The 17879-nt window shown below is 51.2% G+C and carries 16 protein-coding genes and 2 pseudogenes; 9 read left to right on the plus strand and 9 right to left on the minus strand.

Annotated elements, in window-relative coordinates; all coding sequences use genetic code 11:
• Window positions 1–804 precede the first annotated feature (804 nt).
• On the minus strand, window positions 805–1575 hold the full coding sequence (locus QA609_RS23015; RefSeq protein ID WP_278304959.1) for an ArsR family transcriptional regulator: 771 nt from the start codon (window positions 1573–1575) through the stop codon (window positions 805–807).
• A 1115-nt stretch (window positions 1576–2690) separates the two neighbouring features.
• On the opposite strand from QA609_RS23015, the gene QA609_RS23020 reads away from it, so the two are divergent.
• The 3 genes and pseudogenes from QA609_RS23020 (at window position 2691) to QA609_RS23030 (ending at window position 4950) form a co-directional block, all read left to right on the plus strand.
• The gene (locus QA609_RS23020; RefSeq protein WP_278304960.1) at window positions 2691–3155 is read left to right on the plus strand and encodes an SHOCT domain-containing protein; all 465 of its coding nucleotides are present in this window, start codon (window positions 2691–2693) and stop codon (window positions 3153–3155) included.
• 398 nt (window positions 3156–3553) lie between these two features.
• Window positions 3554–3864: pseudogene (locus QA609_RS23025) on the plus strand (TIGR00300 family protein); the annotation flags it as partial.
• Window positions 3865–3999: 135 nt separating this feature from the next.
• The gene (locus QA609_RS23030; RefSeq protein ID WP_278304961.1) at window positions 4000–4950 is read left to right on the plus strand and encodes a phytoene/squalene synthase family protein; all 951 of its coding nucleotides are present in this window, start codon (window positions 4000–4002) and stop codon (window positions 4948–4950) included.
• 1121 nt (window positions 4951–6071) lie between these two features.
• Here the strand turns inward: QA609_RS23030 and lrp are convergent.
• Window positions 6072–6536 (minus strand): HTH-type transcriptional regulator Lrp, encoded by a 465-nt coding sequence (lrp, locus tag QA609_RS23035; RefSeq protein WP_278304962.1) that lies wholly within the window; start codon window positions 6534–6536, stop codon window positions 6072–6074.
• Between the two features lie 148 nt (window positions 6537–6684).
• On the opposite strand from lrp, the gene QA609_RS23040 reads away from it, so the two are divergent.
• Complete coding sequence (locus QA609_RS23040) at window positions 6685–7362, plus strand: IS6 family transposase (protein ID WP_278304963.1); 678 nt, start codon at window positions 6685–6687, stop codon at window positions 7360–7362.
• 64 nt (window positions 7363–7426) lie between these two features.
• On the opposite strand, the pseudogene QA609_RS23045 reads toward QA609_RS23040, so the two are convergent.
• From QA609_RS23045 to QA609_RS23055, 3 genes and pseudogenes are all read right to left on the minus strand, one after another.
• A pseudogene (locus QA609_RS23045) lies at window positions 7427–8653 on the minus strand (site-specific integrase).
• Window positions 8654–9014: 361 nt separating this feature from the next.
• The gene (locus tag QA609_RS23050) at window positions 9015–9455 is read right to left on the minus strand and encodes a hypothetical protein (RefSeq protein WP_278304964.1); all 441 of its coding nucleotides are present in this window, start codon (window positions 9453–9455) and stop codon (window positions 9015–9017) included.
• A complete protein-coding gene (locus QA609_RS23055; RefSeq protein ID WP_278304965.1) occupies window positions 9455–10333 on the minus strand; it encodes a ParA family protein in 879 nt (292 codons plus the stop codon). The genes QA609_RS23050 and QA609_RS23055 overlap by 1 nt, the downstream gene beginning before the upstream one ends.
• Window positions 10334–11156: 823 nt before the next feature.
• On the opposite strand from QA609_RS23055, the gene QA609_RS23060 reads away from it, so the two are divergent.
• The gene (locus QA609_RS23060) at window positions 11157–12359 is read left to right on the plus strand and encodes an AAA family ATPase (RefSeq protein WP_278304966.1); all 1203 of its coding nucleotides are present in this window, start codon (window positions 11157–11159) and stop codon (window positions 12357–12359) included.
• A gap of 113 nt (window positions 12360–12472) precedes the next feature.
• Here QA609_RS23060 and QA609_RS23065 read toward each other — a convergent pair whose 3' ends face one another.
• Window positions 12473–13000, minus strand: a complete 528-nt coding sequence (locus tag QA609_RS23065; protein WP_278304967.1) for a hypothetical protein — start codon at window positions 12998–13000, stop codon at window positions 12473–12475.
• Complete coding sequence (locus QA609_RS23070; protein ID WP_278304968.1) at window positions 12997–13227, minus strand: UPF0175 family protein; 231 nt, start codon at window positions 13225–13227, stop codon at window positions 12997–12999. Before QA609_RS23070 ends, QA609_RS23065 begins: the two co-directional genes overlap by 4 nt.
• Before the next feature lie 318 nt (window positions 13228–13545).
• Between QA609_RS23070 and QA609_RS23075 the strand changes: the two genes are divergently transcribed.
• Window positions 13546–13839 (plus strand): hypothetical protein, encoded by a 294-nt coding sequence (locus QA609_RS23075; RefSeq protein WP_278304969.1) that lies wholly within the window; start codon window positions 13546–13548, stop codon window positions 13837–13839.
• Window positions 13840–14096: 257 nt separating this feature from the next.
• Here the strand turns inward: QA609_RS23075 and QA609_RS23080 are convergent, their stop codons facing one another.
• Window positions 14097–14975 carry a hypothetical protein gene (locus QA609_RS23080; RefSeq protein WP_278304970.1) on the minus strand — a complete coding sequence of 293 codons (879 nt, stop codon included), beginning with the start codon at window positions 14973–14975 and terminating at the stop codon, window positions 14097–14099.
• 399 nt (window positions 14976–15374) lie between these two features.
• Between QA609_RS23080 and QA609_RS23085 the strand changes: the two genes are divergently transcribed.
• The 3 genes from QA609_RS23085 (at window position 15375) to QA609_RS23095 (ending at window position 17072) form a co-directional block, all read left to right on the plus strand.
• Window positions 15375–15668 (plus strand): ArsR family transcriptional regulator, encoded by a 294-nt coding sequence (locus QA609_RS23085; protein ID WP_278304971.1) that lies wholly within the window; start codon window positions 15375–15377, stop codon window positions 15666–15668.
• A gap of 88 nt (window positions 15669–15756) precedes the next feature.
• On the plus strand, window positions 15757–16317 hold the full coding sequence (locus QA609_RS23090) for a TATA-box-binding protein (RefSeq protein ID WP_278304972.1): 561 nt from the start codon (window positions 15757–15759) through the stop codon (window positions 16315–16317).
• Window positions 16318–16505: 188 nt separating this feature from the next.
• A complete protein-coding gene (locus tag QA609_RS23095; RefSeq protein WP_278304973.1) occupies window positions 16506–17072 on the plus strand; it encodes an FxLYD domain-containing protein in 567 nt (188 codons plus the stop codon).
• Window positions 17073–17092: 20 nt separating this feature from the next.
• Here QA609_RS23095 and QA609_RS23100 read toward each other — a convergent pair whose 3' ends face one another.
• Window positions 17093–17596, minus strand: coding sequence for a hypothetical protein (locus QA609_RS23100; protein ID WP_278304974.1), 504 nt, complete (start codon window positions 17594–17596; stop codon window positions 17093–17095).
• Between the last annotated feature and the right edge of the window lie 283 nt (window positions 17597–17879).

Raw genomic sequence — 17879 nt, forward strand, 5'->3', positions numbered from 1 at the left:
ATACTACTGGAACTTCCTCAGGATTCCAGTCTGACTGAGCCATACTTCAACAACCGTCCGGACCTACTTCTCATCCGGAGTTGCGCTGGCTACTCCCGGTGCTGTATCTCAAATCGCCTGTTGTTCGTATCAATAACTGTCCTCGTCTGAAACGATGTGCAGAGTGTTTACGATAGTCGCCGTTATTAACATACGAAATGTGGTTCATCGACATTGCTGTTGAGGAAACGCAATCACAGCTAGATCGGAGGTTCAAGAGATCGTATTTATAGTACAAATCTCCCAAAAGTATTTTGCCGGATTGCTCTCTGCGGTGCGAAAGGCCTAATACGTATAGTCCATAGTCTAGCAAAGTGTTGGTGTGGTAGTCCGAACTCACTCGTGTATCGAGTCCCTCTCGTTCACGAACCACATCAACATCGCATTCCTGGACATCCAGGAGAGTCTACCCCTGTGGGCTCTCCTGCTCGGCCCCGTCTACACAGCAACTGCAACACCCTGAATACGTATCATTGGCTTTTGCCGGTACTGCGATAGGTCGAGCGGTATAGAACTCTCGAGTGACAGTCCTTACTGAGCAGTCCCACTTCAACGAGCATCACGCTTCTTTACCAATTATTGGTCTTAAATTCGGTGCCATTACGAGATTGCTGTCTACTCAATCACCTATTCTGCGCAGTTGGCCATTGTTATATTTAATCTCCATAATCAGTAGTTGTAAGTTATTTCGATAGTCGAACCAGAAGTTTTAGTTACACCAGTACGTTCGTAAAGTGAAGAAGTGACCAAGGACTGAAATGGAAGTTAATCGAGAGTGGCGGCTCCATTTCGAAACTCTCGATACTGATTCAGAGCCCAGTTGACTGCTTTCGGATCGTTATTGATCAAGACGGCTTGCACACCACCGTTGGCATGGATCGTGAGTCCAGCATGGTTTTGCTCACCTGATTTCGCTATCCAAATTGAATATGGAAGCGGTTGAGTTGCAAGCCAGAAGGAAACACTCTCCATCTGTTCTAACCTCTGCATGACGTCGCTACACGATTCCCTCAAGCCCTTTAGAACGTCTTTTTCGATGATTATCTCTGCTTGGAGGTCCTGATCCTGAAGAATTTCATAGAGTGATCTTGGATACGATGGAAGTGCAACTGGTGCAAGTCCTAGAAAATGATCGGCGGATCGAATTATTTCATTACTTGCTTCGAGAGCCCTCCCTGGTACTGATGGATCTGCAGGATATCGTTGAGCGTTCTGAATAAACGAAATATCAACTGATGCTCTGTCGGGAAGGGAATTCAGTTCGTCGGAGGAAACCAGAAGTGATGAGATGCTCTCTACATAACGATTATATGCGGCAAGGGCAAGTAAGCCGGTAGTCGTTATCCGGCATTTTTCTTCATCTTGTTCAACACAATCATGTTTTTCGTAGACTTTCAATGCTCGTGAGATTGTAGACCTTGATATCGGTAATTTCTGGGAGAGTTCAGATCTGGTATGAGGGGCAGAGGCAAGAGCTTGGAGTAATTCACTACGTTTTCGAAGAGTGTTGCATAGGTCTGAACTGGTCGATTTCATGTTGTCCGCTTCATCCATCATTCATGATAAACTTAACCATAGATATTGAAGAGTGAAGCAGATGATGTTAGTCTGTTACTCAAAACCTATAGAATGGTTTATCTGACCCTGGTATAATGGGTCAAACAAGGCTAATTGGCGAGTAATTGAGATGGTCCCAGAAACAGACCGCTGCCTACAAAGCGAGGAAGGCACGCGTTTCAATCCTTGCTCGGAGCCCCAGCCAATATCCAGGAATGAAATATTTCATCTACTGAGTACAACTCGTCGGCGAGAAGCAATCCGGTATCTTCTCGAAACAGAAAACCAAGTTGGGCTACCGAAGCTTGCCCGACATATCGCAGCACTAGAGCACGAAACATCTGTTGAGGACGTAACGCAGGCGCAATACCAACGCATCTACATTCCACTCTATCAGTCACATCTCCCGAAGCTCGACAAAGCAGGAGTCATTCGGTTTGATTCGACCAAAAGGCTCATTGAGCCAACTACACAGCTGAATGTCTTCGCACCGTATCTTGAGCTCTCCCCTCGCGAAGAGAGCGATGCTCGGTCTAGTTCTGACACAATGGCCTTTGATATACAAGCGGTCGACAACTGGTATTTAGGGTCCGCTGGTCTCAGTGCGGTACTGTTACTGGCCGTCACACTTGGGTTGATTCCGATCTCTGGAAAATCTCTTAGTGGTATCATCATTGCGCTGTTTCTCGTCGCGAATGGAGCTACAAGGCAGTAGTATGCAATTGTTGAATTACTCTACTTGCTGTATGATATAGATGAGTTCTGTGGCGTCACCTGATTGGTGAATACTCGACAGTTCGCCTTTGAGTACAATAATACAAGAGCAGTAGTAGGTAGTATAACTTCTTTATTTAGGTTGGTCTGTGAATCATAGTTGGCCGATTCGTTATCTACAGATGCGTATTGACCGCTTCGATTCCCACCAATCAGCGTACCTTTTCGGAAAGTGGTGATCAGCTCAGGGCGCGAGTCTTGCAGTCGGTGGAGGCCAAAGAAGGTCTTAACGCCGACGAGATATGCTCCGCAGCTGGGAACTCATCAATGTGAGGGTGAAAATCATAGACCTTACTACTGTTGACTGCTGGGTATATCATATGAGCGGCGGTGGCCCCACCAAACGAATCCAAAATTCTCTGGATTATTTTTTGATGGCTGGATTCGTTATTATTGGTTTTGCAGGACTCTATGCTGGTGTAACAGCACTCGCGCTGCTTGGCGCTCTGGGATTTTTTGTTATTACACCTCTTCTTCTCGTCCTTACCGGCGACCGTGAACTGATTGTGAAGTGGTTTGGAGAAGAACGTGCTGAACAGATTATCGAATCAGAAACAGATACCGGCGAGAAGGGAGCTCCGCTTGAAATTCTCAAACGAAAATATGCCGAAGGTGAACTTTCGGAGGCAGAGTTCGAGCGAAAAGTTGCCCAACTGCTTGAGGTAGACGAACTTGAGCTCCATTCAAGCGAAAGTTCCGGTCGTTTAGCGAATTATGGAGAATCGTTCAACCAATCAAGAGCAACTGACGCACAATCCCGAGAACGTGAGGTGGAGCGAGAATAGTATCAGTAGGTCACCGGTTTTCAATCGCTAAGACTCTTACCGAGTTGAAATTGATCACAACTTGGTGCTACATCCATCCTCTCCATCTCTCGAGCGGTTTCTAACAATAAGTCGACAGATCGAAATCTGTCCCGCTACATCCTTCACCTATACGTAACGGCGGCCTCTCTTGAGTACAGTTACGCTTGAGACAAACAAGCGTTACGTAGAGAGACGAACTGAGCGGGTGCAAATAAACGAGTAGAGGCCATCGTATAGAGAACGGCAGAGTTTGTACCAAACTCAGACGATTATCATGTCTAATGACATATCATACAGAGAGTGGAAGAGAACGGCGGTTGATGCCGTCGTTTTACGAAGGGAACAGAGCTTCTCTAGATTCCATCACATGGAGATTCGTCACGAACGACGTCCCCTTCGTGCTCGCGGGCCCGATTCGCGACGACAGCTCGCCCTCGACGCGATCCACGAGCAGACTCAAGAGGCCAACCTCGTGCTCATGCTCTCGACGCTGTTGCACTCCGTGGCAGTGGGCAACTGCCTTCCCTCGACGACCACGACCGTCTGCGTCGACATCAATCCCGCTACCGTCACCCAGCTACTGGATCAGGGGAACATCCAGGCGATCAGGATGGTCACCAACATCGGGGCGTGCATTCCGATGCTCGCCGATAAACACCTCAAGGAGAGCTACGAGACGTATTCTTAAACCGGTAGCATCGTCTGCTTTCTGTCTCGCGTTGCCGGCGTTTGGCGACGAAGCCATTTCACTGAGAGATAGTAGTTTTATACACATCTGTAACGTAAGTTACTCATAGTCGCCGTCGGACGGCTGGAGTCGCAAATGCAACAGGACCACATTGACGCGGGCAAGGCGATTCAGAAGCGAACCGGGAAAACCTTCTACCTCGCGACGCGGTTCCTCCCAGAGCGCGTTCGCAACGCTACCCACGTCCTGTATGCATTCTTCCGCATCGCGGACGAGATCGTCGACGACGCGGCCGACGTCCCGCCGGCCGACCAGCGCGCCAAACTCGAGTCGCTTCGAGCGCAGGCACTCGGCCGCACCGACCCGGATGACCCAGTTCTCGAGGCGTTCCGTGAACTCTGTGACCGCTACGGGATCGCCGACGAGGAGATCGAGACCTTTCTCGACGCGATGGAATCAGACATCGACACCGAGCGGTACGACACCTATGCCGACCTCGAGGAGTACATGCGGGGCTCGGCTGCCTCCGTCGGCGTGATGATGACCGCGATCATGGAGCCCGACGACCCCGAGACCGCCCTGCCCCACGCGGTCAAGCTCGGCAAGGCGTTCCAGATGACGAACTTCCTGCGTGACGTCCGCGAGGACGTCCTCGAGCGCGATCGGATCTACCTCCCTCAGGAGACGCTGCGGGCCCACGATGTCCCAGAGAGTCAGGTCGAGACCCTCGAGTACTCGGAGTCGTTCCGGGACGTGATAGCCGAGGAGCTGCACCGAACCGAGGAGCTCTACTGGGAGGGCATCGCCGGCATTCGCTACCTGCCGAAGGATTGTCAGCTGCCGGTGTTGCTCGCAGCGGTGCTGTACGCCGAACACCACGCAGTCATTCGGGCACAGGACTACGACGTGCTCTCGACGGAGCCGTCGCTGTCGACGACCCGGAAGCTGTGGTGTCTCGCCAGAACCCGCTGGCACTGGCACTGGAGCCACGATCCCAAGTCGGTGTTCGACCGGGTGTCCGCGATCCCTGCGCTCGAACCCGATCGGCGCAGTTCGGAGCACGGCGACGGCGTTCCGACGCGATAACAATAAAAAGGAGCACGTTTCGTTATTCAGAACCACTCGCAAAAATCAGCTTGGTTCTATAGTAACTACTAATTACGTGTGCGAACGGAACACTGTTCTTTCCCTAATTGCCAAATTATTGAGAGAGAAGAGAAATGCCAATCGATACGATACTGCTCTTGCTTGGACATCTTTAGTGAATGCCAAGGTTGTGGATTTGTTCTGCAAGCGGTGAGCGATGCTGATCCCACTCCCGTGAACTGGGACTCATGTCCAAACTGCGGCGGAACTGACTTCGAGCTAATTGATACGTAGGCCATCTGTACGTACCGTTCGTTGAGTAATTGAAGAGGAATATGCGAGCCGTTCTATGGCACTCTTCTATACGAATTTGCTTCTCGAGAGTACCGTCGCTGTCGTCATCCTGGAGCTCATTGATGAGATCCTTTTCGAGAGGCAGTACAGCCTATGCTACTGAATTGAAAGCATGAAAGAACGGCTTCTCTTCATAGCTCTGTTTTGTGGCCAGAGTCATTCAAACGAAAACGGCTGAAAGGCCGACCTCGTTCCTTCGAATCGTCATAGACTCGTCGCTCGTGTAGCGGTCGAGTGACTGAGTCCGGCTACTCAAAGGACTCTTATCTTAACCAACAAATACCCTTCCTGCTTCCCGAATGTTGGTTAACAGCAGCTTGAGAATAACGACAAAGCTTGGAGCGTAACCTACTGGGGGACAGTTTGGCTGTGTCGATTGGTTCGAAGAGCGGTTTCCAGACACGAACGGGAATCGCCGCAAAGCGATCCGGTCTAGTCTCAAGCCAGTAGCAAACGATGTCGATCGGTATGCCGGCCTCGGTCAATCCGAGGTAAGTGACGACCGCGAGCGATTCATCGAGCTGCTCGAGATGCTTAAGGCCAGGTATACGCATCTCGTATGCTGGGAGATCAGCTGTCTCTCCAGGAAAGACACGACATTGGAGCAATTCTTCGTTCTCTGTGAAGACACCGAGACAGCTGTCGTGGTCACAGAGAATGTCGAAAAGTCACTTCTGACGGCACTGGCCGATTCGTTACCGATATTATTGGCGTGGTATACAGCAAGAGCGCCGCACGCTCGTTCGGCGAATCGCCGAACTTCCACCTCAATCGTCGGCTGCGGTCTCGAGTTCGAACTGCTCGTTTTCGGCGACACTATTCAGGACGATACTGGTGTTCGACTGCTTGATGTCGGGATCAGTCACGAGAGCCTTGATTTGGTCGTTCATGTCATCGGTATCTTTGAACTTGCCGATCGCGATGATGTCGTAGTCACCGGTCACTTCGTAGACAGACATCATCTGATCGTGGTCTTGCAGCGTCTCCGTGATTTCACCGAGTGCATCACCTTCGACTTTGAGCTGCATCACAGCAGTAACGTCGTACCCGGCAGCATCGTAGTCGATGATCGGCGTGTACCCTTGGATGACGCCTTCCTCCTCGAGGTCGGAGAGATGGTTCGAGACCGTTGTCACGGACACATCAAGGTCCTCAGCAAGACTCCGCAGGCTAGCGCGTCCATCTCCGAGTAGCTCATTCACCAACTCGGTATCCAGATTTTCGTAGGTCATTAGATAATACAGTGTATACCTGATACTAGAAGTTTACGAATGTCCACGTCTTTCCTCAGAGGAGTCAGAATAATGCCAGTAACAGTAGAGGGGCACCGTCTAGTTAGCGCGGTTTGAGAAACGAGCAGGTCGTAGAGCTAGTTTGGCTATGACGCTCGCAGACCTGCTCAGCGAGTGCTACGCGGCGGAATTTGATGAAGCTTGGGAGCGCGAGCGGACGGCGACCCCCGTCAGGGTGTTCGCCGTCCGCCTCCACGCGACCGGATGTTCGCTTCGAGAGACACAAGCAATTCTTCGCTCGATTGGCGTCAAACGATCTCATCAAGCAATCTGGAACTGGGTACATCGGCTGGCTGACAGCGTTTCAGACCCGCCGACGGCGAAGCCGTCGCGGGTCGCCATTGATGAAACCGCTGTCAGGATTAACGGTGGCTGGTCTTGGGTGTACGCTGCAATAGATGTAGACTCTAGACCCGTTCTCGATGTCGCAGTGTTCGAACGACGAGGCACCGATCCAGCCGCTGCGTTCCTGCATCGATTAACCGAGAAACACGACCTCTCCGACACAGTGTTTCTCGTCGATGGCTACGGCTATCTGACTGCCCTCTCTCGATTAGGATTGAGCGGTCAGCTCGACTACGTTGATCGAAACCTGATCGAAAAATGGTTTCACACCTTCAAGATGCGAGTTGACCGCTTCCATAACTCGTGGGTGGGCAGTCGGGCGAGCGTCAGGGAATGGCTTGAGCAGTTCGTACACTATTATAACACACAACGACCGCACCAATCACTCAACGGACAAACGCCAGCGGAGGTGCTAAACTAGACAGTGCCAGTAGAGGAAAAGAGAAACAGCGAAAGACAGTTATGTAGATCAACGTGAAATCTACTCAGGAGTCTGCATCAAACACGTCTGCTAATCGCTCGCGCATGAACTCACGTCGGTACTTCCGACGCTCGGCTTCCGAGAGGTAGTTTTCCAGGACAACGCTCGCGTCGGAGCTCCCCTGGTCGCCCGCGATCACGTCAAGATTCTCGAGCAGTTGCTTCTGTGCCTCCATGTACGTCGTATACCAGAACCGTCGGCCCATCTTCGAGGTCGGCGTCTCCCCACGAACAGTGACGCCAGCACGGTTTGCGAGCCGCTGAAAGCGCGATTGGACTGTCTCACCGACGATATGGCCACTCGAGGACGCCGTCGAAGGGGACAGATACCCGTTCCATTCGTCGTCTCGAGCACCGAGTGCGTCAATGTAATCCGACAGTTGCTCGCGACCGTAGACTAGTGCAACCGTCCCCGGACCGTTCTTTCGTTCCTCGAAGTAGATATGTGGATCTTCGCCCTCGAGAACCACCTGAGAAACGTGCAATGATGCGACCTCGTTCCGTCGAAGCCCCCACGCACACAGCGCGAGCACGAGCAGTTCCTCCTCAGAACTCTCGACAGCTCCGTACAGTCGCCGGACGTCCTCGCTCGAGAGCGGCTGGTTGTCTTTCTCCTCACGGTTCCAATTGTACTCCTCGCTGATTCTCGAGGACGGGTTGAATGCGGCAATCGCCCGACGCTCGAGGTGGCTGTAGAACTGATTGACGTCGCTCAGATAGCGCTGTTTCGAAGCATCAGTCCCAAGATCGGTGTCAAGCTCGTCGAACACCGCAAGGACGCGTCGAATCTCGGCAGCCCGTTCGGCGTCGTCGACAACACGGTCAACGAGGTTGGCTTGGCCATGGAGTTCGTCGTAGAGCTGCGCGTAGGTTGCGAGTCGTGAGCGTTTCGTTGCGACTGTAGTGTCGGCGAGCCCTTGCCGGCGCTCAAGCGTTCAGATGAACGACTCGAGTTCCTCAGTAGTGGTCTCATCATCGATACCCCACGGATAGCCTTCCCCAGACTCCTCGACGTAGCCCGCAGACTCGAGAAACTCCGAGAGGGTTATCTCGTGATGCTCTCGAAGCGTATAGGTGAGTCCGCCGTAGCCGACGTTGAGTAGGTCCTGGTAGGTTGGTTTGTCCTCGAGATCGTGACCAGCGCATCGCAACGCGAGTTCAATTTCGGTATTCCAGAACTCACGGAGTTCCTCGAGAGATTTGTGCGACCACTGGATCTGCTCGCTACTCACGCGAAATCGCCTCGAGTAACCCGTTTCCTCTGGATTGTGGTGATTCTAAGCGTATCATTTTTGTACGATCCGCTACTCATGACACTCACTAAAAACTATCGTGTATTTAGTTGTCGCAACCTGGACAACCAAAATATACAATATAGGCCCTACACACGTGTCGAAGTGCCATAAACTGGTTACAGCTATATGAATTTAGGAGCGCGCCCCTCCAGGTATGGTTCTGGCGAAAACGAACGGCTAACGTGTCTCACCTACCGGATAGGAATTCAAAGAAGGACTCGGGCCGGTCTCACTGTCGAACGCTGCTTCTCCACTGAGATCATAGACATCGACGCAGTCAAATCGTGTTCGAGTAACACTATGATTCGTCGGAAAGAAGCGGGCCAGACTCCCGCTCTTCTCGAGTCGCAACGAAGGCGTCGGCGATATCTTCGGCAGTGAGTTGTTGTGCTGCAGATTGGAGTAACGCATTGTGGAGCTCGCGTTTCTGCACAGCCCCGTACCCGTCACGTCGGAGCATGATTTCAGCCTCGAACAGCAGACCAGATGCCCCATCGATTGTATCCCAGGTCTCAGGGAGACAGTAGATCGAATGTTGCGTCTGTGTTTTCAGAGTAGGGAACGCCGGCTCCTTCTGTGGATCATATTCTGAATTGCCATCGTTTTCCGTGGATTCAGTTTCCTCATCATGAGGCGAATCATCCGATGAAGAGTCTTCGGAGAGAGTCCCGGCGAGTTCATCTAATGCTTCATCACCGGGATCGGGTTCTTCTTCATCGGCTAGATCATCGAACGGCATTACCGAACCACCCCTCCGTTTTCGACAATCTGAGCAAGTTCTTCGTAGCACCCGAGCTGATCACACTCTGCATCGTAGTCGCGTAGTGGTTTGCGCGCACGATGTGCTTTGTCGATACTGGCTCGATGACGGATACCGGGAAGGTCACCAGTGTAGTCTCCAGCATCGATTGCCTCCCAGTCGGCTGCAGAAAGATGAGCAAAGTTTGGAACGAACGATGCAAGTTCATCGCGACTGTTGATCGCATAGAGTAGATTCCGGTCACGAGTATCTTGATCAAGGCGCTCACTGAGATCAGTCGGAACGAGCGCGAGTAATTCTAGATCAAAGTATTGCCGTGCTTCCTGTATGAGACGTTTGTTAGTCTGTGTAATCCCCGATTCCCATCCACTCTCTGGACGGAGCGGGACAATGAGGTTCTTCGTTGCGAACAGAGCGTTGTCGTTTAGCTTGCCTCTATTCGCTGGTGTGTCGACAACGATGTAGGAGTAGGTGTCCCCAAGTAGGGGATCAACAATGTTGCGCCCGAGCCGCTGACTCGAGGCCATCGCTGATTTCAGATTCGTTTCTACTTCTTCGAGATCCTCGTGAGACGGGAAGAGATCCAGATTATCTGTGACCTGGACTACGTTCTCTAACGGATCGGCATCATCAAGCAAGACTTGTTGGACATGGTTATCGGATTCATACTGATCGCGATAGCCGAGATTGAAGGTTGTATGGCCGTTGTCATCGAGATCGACAAGAAGGACGCGACCGTTTCGGTCTGCAAGTTCTCGCGCAAGGTTGATCGCGGTAGTCGACTTTCCGAACCCTCCTTTGAGAACGTTGACCGCGACAGCTCGAGGTTCCTTTGTGGGATCCGTCTTTTCAGCCATAGATGACGGTTCACGTTCCTACAGTATAAAGAGTGCTGAAAGGAGATCATGTTGCGAGTGTAGTAACAGGGCGAAAAGTGCTGGAAGGAATAGATCTAACCACATGAACTACAGTACAGGCATTAACCACAGTGTGAACATTACTGAGACCATAGGCTGTAATAACACTCTTAACTGTTTTAACCCTATGGACATTTGAGAGTGTAGAGAGTGTAGAGACATTCGGGAATGTACAGATAGAACAGTTAGCATGGTTGCAGCTTAGTCATGGAAAGATCAGAGAGACAATTAGAGTGGGGGAGATTCAGCGAACAGTACCTGAAGGGTGGAAGGTCGACTGAAAGAAGACTACCTGGGGGGGCCCCCGGGGGCGTCCAGAAAAGACGGGAAAAGAGGACCAGCAGAATACGCTCACAGGGGAATGGTCGGGGCCAATTCCTCTAGTAAGGTTTAGATTTGCCTTAGCCAAAAGTTGGCTAGATCGAAATCTATAAAAGGTGTACTACTGTACAGAACCGCAGAGCGAACAAGACAGAGCAAGGAAGGATAAGAATCCGACCGCGCTCTTAGCGGCCGTTTCTCAGCCGCTCCCGTTTCTTCAGTGTCTCGTCGGAGACAGCACCTTCTTCCTCTAATCTGGAGTCTGACTAGCCAGTTCTCTCGGGGAGACTCTTTTTCTCGCTAATTCTGGACGCCCCCGGGTGGGGGCCTCAATTGCTCCTCAATCAGTTCTGGCTTTTCTGGACGTTCCCGGGGGTTCCAGACACTACCGGGTGTTCTGGACACTACGGTTATTTATGCAATGAGTGCGTTGCCCTCTGTCATGACCGAGTACTTTCAGGATCGATCAGCGATCTTCGAGAGTGAGCGTCTCCTGAAAGAGAGTTACACACCCAACGATCTTCCAGAACGAGAAGAGCAGCTCAAACGGCTTGGATTGGAAGTCCTTTCCCCTGTTCTCAATGACGCACCACCGCATAACGCATTCCTGTACGGTAAGCCTGGCCAAGGAAAGACAGCTGCAGCACGTTTTCTTCTCGAGAAACTCCAAAACGAGGTCGACGATCGGAGTGGAGTCAACTTAACTACGATTTTTCAGACGTGCAAAGGTCACCACTCTTCGTACCAGGTTGCATGCGACCTTGTAGAACAACTGACTGGGGAGAACCCAAACGGCCATCCGAAACGAACGGTCTTTGCTCGACTGTACAATGCCCTTCAAGAAATCGGCGGCATTGTCGTGATTGTCCTCGATGAGGTCGATAACATTGGGAACAAGGATATGATCCTGTACGAGCTCCCGCGGGCTCGCGATAACAACCATATCGAGGATATGGACGTCTCTGTAATTGGGATCAGTAATGACATGACGTTCTACGACGAGCTCGATCCTCGTGCTAAAGACTCGCTCTGTGAGGTCGAAATCCACTTTCCACCATACGGTGCCGATCAGTTACGGAGTATTCTCAACCGCCGGTCGGAGAAAGCATTTGTCGATAGTGCTGTCACACAGGAGGCAATTGCACTGGCAGCAGCGCTTGCTGCCCAAGACTTAGGATCGGCCCGACAGGCGATTCGATATCTCTACAAGGCGGGTGAATTCGCTGCACTCAACGATGAATCCCAAGTCTCTGAGGAGCATGTTCGCGAGGCCGAGAACCACGTCGAGCAAATGAATATCGCCCAGAGTATCCGAGATTTGACAACACAGGACCAACTGGCGCTATTAGCGCTCACTTCGCTAGCAAATGAGAGTGAGACACCAGCATCAACCCCAGAGGTCTACTCACGATATTCCGACATAACGAGCCATGTTGAGACGAACTCAATCGCGATGCGGAGAGTACGCAGTCATCTTCATGATTTAGATATGATTGGTGTCGTCTCCGGTGCGAAACGCAGTGGTGGATCACGTGGCGGACCGAAATACTACTGGGAGCTAAACACTGATTTCGAGACGACGGTTGATGTTTTGACGGAGGAAAACCGGTTCAATAACGTCCTCGATTTGATAGACAAGCCTTAACAGCTTTTCCGGACATTCAGGGGTCAACTGGACGTAACGGTTCTTCCTGTTCGCTCCCTACCGTATCCTGTGTTCAAGCTCCAACGCCTTCGTGACATAGGGGCTTGTTTCTACTACCGATATTCGTCAGGAAGCACGTCGCCAACGCTCTCAACCGGAGCATAGTAACTACGCTCATCGATCCAGGTTTCGAGCCAGCTGTCGGCTGTCTCAACTGTGAGTTCCTCTTGCGCGATACCTCGGACAAGTAACCCAATTGAGCCCGTTAGCTCGATCTCACGTGAAGATGCGAGTTGACGAGCTGTACCGTCATCAGTTACAAGTGTCCCTTCGATTCTGTCGGCGGTTACGAGTGCTTCTGCCTCACCTGGATCAAGTTGGTCGCGGATCTTTGGATACGCTTGCTCGAGTTCCTCAGTCGCAGTTTCGTCAATAGTGATCTTTCCACTTTCAATAGCTCCGAGTGCAGACGTGAGGTACTCGTACCCGACTTCGGTTCCTCGTCGAAGTTCATTTTTGACCGCTGGGACAGTCATCAGTCCATCAAATGTTGCGGTAAGCCATGTGATAGAATCTGTGCTCGCAAAATTACTCAGTACCGTTGCATCGAGAACGACCGGTCGCGAGAACGCCTCACTCATTCGAGGTCAAGAGCCGTCTCAACCTCGTCCTCGAGATCGTCTCTATTCTGTGGTCCAAGGCGAACCTCTATGCCTGCCTCGGAAAGTATCTCTTCCATCTCCCAGCGAGTAACACCAGTTCGCTCTGCGGCCTTCCCAAGTGAGATTTCGCCGAGAACGTAGAGCCCGATAGTGGTAGCGAGCTCTTCGGTATCGTCGACCTGTGGATGGCGACGGTCAGTAGCCATGGGACTCTCTAAACAGAGGGGATACACAGTGATTAATGTGTCCTCGTTTAGCTCGTTTGAGCACTAAATCCCTACACGACCCAATTAACCAACGACGGGCAGGTTTTGTGCCGGTGTTGGTTAGAAATCCGCGCTTTTACGCACAGCTACAGAAACAGCAGGCGACGAAACATCAACGAGTAACATCCCAATTTGATCTTTGACGAGTGATGCGCTGTCTGTAGCTGAATGTATAGGGATCTTTCGCAACTTTGCATAAGAGCGAATACCGTTAACCAACAATGCTAAGAAAAACCCCGCCGTTGGTTAATAAACACGATGTCCGATCCGCCGAAGTACATTCTCGAGGGCCTCGAGAAGCAGTCACCAGAGACGCTCCGAGAGATCGCGCAGATCGCTACCGAGATGGCGGACAAAGAAGAGCGCCAGCTCGAGGCAGAACTCGAGGAACAGGAGGTTGCCGATCGGCCAAAGGATCTCGATCGTGACGACGCACCATCCAGTGCGACGTTGACCACGAAGGAGATCAACGGGAATCAGTACTACTACTGGCAGTGGCGTGAGGGAGACAAAATCAAGTCAGAATATATTCGGCCGGTTGATGCAAAATAGTCGTTGTTCCTCAGTTGGCAGTCTCAACAACACTGCTACTCCGCGCAGCTATTGAAGAAGCCACCAGAGAGATTACGGTGTCGTAATCTCTCCTAGGCATATAGCGTAATCAGCGAGTGGACTATTTTTCACGGCTCCATTTTGAGTAGTGAAAGAGTAGTAGATATACCCCACTGTAGCCGACCCCAAATAACAACATCGGACCCAAGGCAATTTACCTCAAGTCTTCATCTGGACATCAGCCCGGACCGGATAAGTCAGTTGCTGATTACGGTTGTCTCTTGGTCGGTGATTACGACACCGTAATCACTAGGTGAAGACTGCTTATCGGGTTCTTGAGCCGCTCGGTCTTCAGCCTCATCACGCTTTTTCCTCGCGCTTACGGTCTCATTCTCGGTGTTTACAGTGCCGTAATCTGTTGACTCAATGCCTTCCGTGACTTCTTGAGTGTACTCGACCCATGCACCCCGATCAATCAGGAGTCGGTTAGTTTTCGCAGAATCATCGAACTCCATGATTTCACTTCCGAACTCTCCAACGAATTTCATCACACGTCGGATTGTATTTGTGTTCGGATTTTTAACGTCGAGCCGTCGAGAAAGCTTAGGCGTCGCAATTTCCCGCTCGAGGATATCTTTGATCTTGGTCGAAGGGAGCACAAGTTTCCTACTGTTCGAGTGTGCGTACTGCCCGAGATATGGAAAGAGACGGGCAGCGATCTCCTGGTTTTCACTAAGATTGTGTTCACTTGGGTGCAGATTCTGAACCGACAGGTACGCGTTGTGTAGTGGGAGCAAGTCCGATGGATCCACATCAGTGCCAGCATTTGCGACGATCTCTCCGGGATCAACCTCACCACGTTCGATGTTAGTGATCCGACCTTCGAGTTGCTTTACGACTTGTTTTCGATTACGGAGCATCTTCCCGACTGGCAGGTTACGAATCCAGAGATTCTCCATTGCGTTATCTTCACCACGAATCTCTATTTGGGATTCGAGCTCATCGATCCGGTCATCTTTCTGTTCGATCGTATGCTCAAGTGTGTCGACTCGTTGCTCGAGCTGCTGTACATCTTCGAGTAGCTGTGCGACAGCGGAATCAGCTCCTGGGGTCTCGTCCAACTGGCTCGTTCTCATCACAATTTCGATTGGCTTGGCGACGCCCGAAGGCGCCACTCCAGACACTGAAGACCATAGTTATGGCCAGCAGCCTTTTTAGATTGGAGCGAATGGGATTGAGTGCTCATCTCGGTCCTTTTCACCAGAGTTGTGTTCTTTAGTATGTACTGTACTCCTCTGCTCCGCGTCTTAGCGCCTAATAGCCTGTATTGCTCTGCAGATCGGCAGCAGTTTGTCGAAATATCTGTTCGCTAGTGTTAACGAGTGCAACCATTCCTAATTTGCCTGCTACAGCTCCTACTATCAGATCTACTCTACTTATAACTTTGGCAATGAAGATTATCAAATTAATACTCTACTCTTCTTAAAAGTCACTGACCGATATAATTATAGGGATATAGTATCATACTGTCACTAATGCGTCTGCAGGCTGACTGGATGGTAAACACTGATGAGTTGCTTCTTGAGTTCCTCGAAGAGACTGGTTTAGCACTTCCACCGCGAGTGATGGCATACAACATCAAGACACGATACAATCGCCAAATTTCATATTCAACGATCAACCGTCGTCTGAAACATCTGAAGGAATCGGGTTTAGTGGAAAAGGAGTATGAGTCAGGCGGATTTTACTCGCTAAGCGATGATGGACGTTCGTATCTGGATGGCGATCTCGATGCTAGTGAACTTGAATACGATGTAGACGGTGATTAAGAAACACCCTCAAATTATCGAGACCAGCTGGCTGCAGAAACCATTCAGGCCCTGACATTTATATAATTTAAGCGTAGTCTGGTAACAGATGGCTGATCCACAGGATTCTATTGAGATCGAAAACGTGGTTGCATCATCTAGTATCGGACAAGAACTTGCTCTCGAGAGCCTTGCAATGGACCTTGAGGGAGCCGACTACAATCCTGAACAGTTCCCTGGTCTCGTCTATCGTACTACAGACCCCAAATCTGCTGCCTTGATCTTCCGCTCCGGAAAGATCGTCTGTACTGGTGCCAAAAGCATCGAGAACGTCCACGAAAGTCTGAAGATTGTTTTCGGGGAACTTCGAGATCTCCAGATTGAGGTGGAGGCGGATCCAGAAATCGTCGTTCAGAATATCGTCAGCAGTGCCGACCTCGGCCGGAATCTCAATCTGAATGCGATCGCAATTGGCCTTGGTCTCGAGAATATCGAGTATGAGCCAGAGCAGTTTCCGGGATTAGTATACCGCCTCGACGAGCCTAATGTCGTTGCTCTCCTCTTTGGCTCCGGAAAACTAGTTGTCACTGGTGGGAAAGAAGTCGACGACGCTGGACAGGCTATCGATGTAATCGTCGAACGTCTCGAGGACCTCGGCCTGCTCGAATAATATTATTCAGGTCATCCAGTAGTCTCGAGTACTCCTATTTCGAGTCGTTTTGATATTGAAGTGGGCTGTGATTAAGAGTGCTTCTTTGGTCATTCCTCATCGACTTTTAGAATCACCCCTCTATAGGCAACTCTCAAATAACATATTAATGAGAAAGACTGAAGAAGCGGCCTTACCAACTACTAGTAATGAACCGCAGGGATACACTCAGGACGCTTGCCACTGGCACGATTGCTGTGCCCCTCTCAGGGTGTCTCGACTTCGCTGGACTTCGCCCGGATAGCGACGATGACCAGGGCACAGAGGACGCCATGGAGAGTCCGGATGACGACAGTCGTGACGACGAGCGGCTGGACGACACCCCCAAAACCAATTCAGACGACGAAGCGGACGAAGAACCCAACGTGGACGATGAATCGCCGGATCCCGACGAGGCCGAGCGGCGCGACGCAGGTACAGACCTCCTCAAGTTTGGCAATCTTCAGATCATCGACTACGAGGAGCAAATTGAGGAACTCGAGTACGGTGACGAGCAAATTAGCTACACGGGAGAGGTCAAGAACGCTGGTGAGGAAGCGTACAAGTCAGTGGTGGTCGAAGTGAGAGTCTACGATGAAGACGGTCATGAGTTGGGTAGTCACCGTGATCTGACCCCGTCGCTCGCCGGCAATGAGACGTGGCGTTTCGAGATTGCACCCCATAGCCGGCCAGAAGAGATCGTCGACCACGACATCGCTGTGATCGTCGAGCAGTAAGCATTCACCTCACTCTACTCTTAGTTTAGATTCTTCACTTCGTTACGAAGTACGAGGAGGTTGTCGCGGATCGCTTCGACCCACTCCTCGAGTGTGTCGTGGTTCTCGTGCGGGTCGTAGAGGATACTTCGCAACTGCTCGTTTTCCTTCTCGAGTTTCTCCACGCGAGCCTCGAGTTCATCGAACCGGCGCCGCACTTCTCCCTCTCCGATCGGGGTGAGGTCGTAGTTTGTTTGGGCTTCCGCAAGCACCTCCTTTCCTCTATCAGTGATTCTATATTTGTACCCCTCTTTGGGAAGCGCTCCGCCTTCCGATCTCTCTCCCTCGTCGATTTTCTCGACTAGACCGGCGTTGATCATCCTTTTAAGATGGTCGTTCACGATCTGGTTATACAACTCATCACTGCTTGAAGTGATTTCGGGGGTGCGAGCTTCCCCACCCTGGTTACGAATCGCGTTGAGAGTCATGTATCGCTTTCTCGTCAGTTCGCGGGCAACCTCCCATGGCTCCTGGTCGGGATCCATACTTCTGCCTCGCTCTGGTAGTCAAAAAGTTTTGTGACCATTTGATAACCAAACCACTGAGCCGACAGTACTAATGCCGGCTACCCCCTCAACGCTAATCTCGAGCAGGCCGCGTTGGGGCTCCGCGACTAGAGCCTCGAGAGAGTATCAACAATGCGAGAAAAGAGTGGAATATCGACTGGGCTATAGCAGATCAAATCTCGAGAAGAGCAGTGGAGCGCGAACAGCAGAATGAACCTCGAGGGGTGCAAAAAGAAGTAGAGGGCAACGAGCAATAGCAGTG

Source organism: Natronococcus sp. A-GB7 (genome assembly GCF_029688865.1).
GTDB lineage: Archaea > Halobacteriota > Halobacteria > Halobacteriales > Natrialbaceae > Natronococcus.

Excerpts from the sequence above, each read along its gene's own strand:
- QA609_RS23015 (WP_278304959.1), bottom strand. The coding sequence starts at position 1,575 with ATGAAATCGACCAGTTCAGACCTATGCAACACTCTTCGAAAACGTAGT.
- QA609_RS23020 (WP_278304960.1), top strand. The coding sequence starts at position 2,691 with ATGAGCGGCGGTGGCCCCACCAAACGAATCCAAAATTCTCTGGATTAT.
- QA609_RS23030 (WP_278304961.1), top strand. The coding sequence starts at position 4,000 with ATGCAACAGGACCACATTGACGCGGGCAAGGCGATTCAGAAGCGAACC.
- lrp (WP_278304962.1), bottom strand. The coding sequence starts at position 6,536 with ATGACCTACGAAAATCTGGATACCGAGTTGGTGAATGAGCTACTCGGA.
- QA609_RS23040 (WP_278304963.1), top strand. The coding sequence starts at position 6,685 with ATGACGCTCGCAGACCTGCTCAGCGAGTGCTACGCGGCGGAATTTGAT.
- QA609_RS23050 (WP_278304964.1), bottom strand. The coding sequence starts at position 9,455 with ATGCCGTTCGATGATCTAGCCGATGAAGAAGAACCCGATCCCGGTGAT.
- QA609_RS23055 (WP_278304965.1), bottom strand. The coding sequence starts at position 10,333 with ATGGCTGAAAAGACGGATCCCACAAAGGAACCTCGAGCTGTCGCGGTC.
- QA609_RS23060 (WP_278304966.1), top strand. The coding sequence starts at position 11,157 with ATGACCGAGTACTTTCAGGATCGATCAGCGATCTTCGAGAGTGAGCGT.
- QA609_RS23065 (WP_278304967.1), bottom strand. The coding sequence starts at position 13,000 with ATGAGTGAGGCGTTCTCGCGACCGGTCGTTCTCGATGCAACGGTACTG.
- QA609_RS23070 (WP_278304968.1), bottom strand. The coding sequence starts at position 13,227 with ATGGCTACTGACCGTCGCCATCCACAGGTCGACGATACCGAAGAGCTC.
- QA609_RS23075 (WP_278304969.1), top strand. The coding sequence starts at position 13,546 with ATGTCCGATCCGCCGAAGTACATTCTCGAGGGCCTCGAGAAGCAGTCA.
- QA609_RS23080 (WP_278304970.1), bottom strand. The coding sequence starts at position 14,975 with ATGAGAACGAGCCAGTTGGACGAGACCCCAGGAGCTGATTCCGCTGTC.
- QA609_RS23085 (WP_278304971.1), top strand. The coding sequence starts at position 15,375 with ATGCGTCTGCAGGCTGACTGGATGGTAAACACTGATGAGTTGCTTCTT.
- QA609_RS23090 (WP_278304972.1), top strand. The coding sequence starts at position 15,757 with ATGGCTGATCCACAGGATTCTATTGAGATCGAAAACGTGGTTGCATCA.
- QA609_RS23095 (WP_278304973.1), top strand. The coding sequence starts at position 16,506 with ATGAACCGCAGGGATACACTCAGGACGCTTGCCACTGGCACGATTGCT.
- QA609_RS23100 (WP_278304974.1), bottom strand. The coding sequence starts at position 17,596 with ATGGATCCCGACCAGGAGCCATGGGAGGTTGCCCGCGAACTGACGAGA.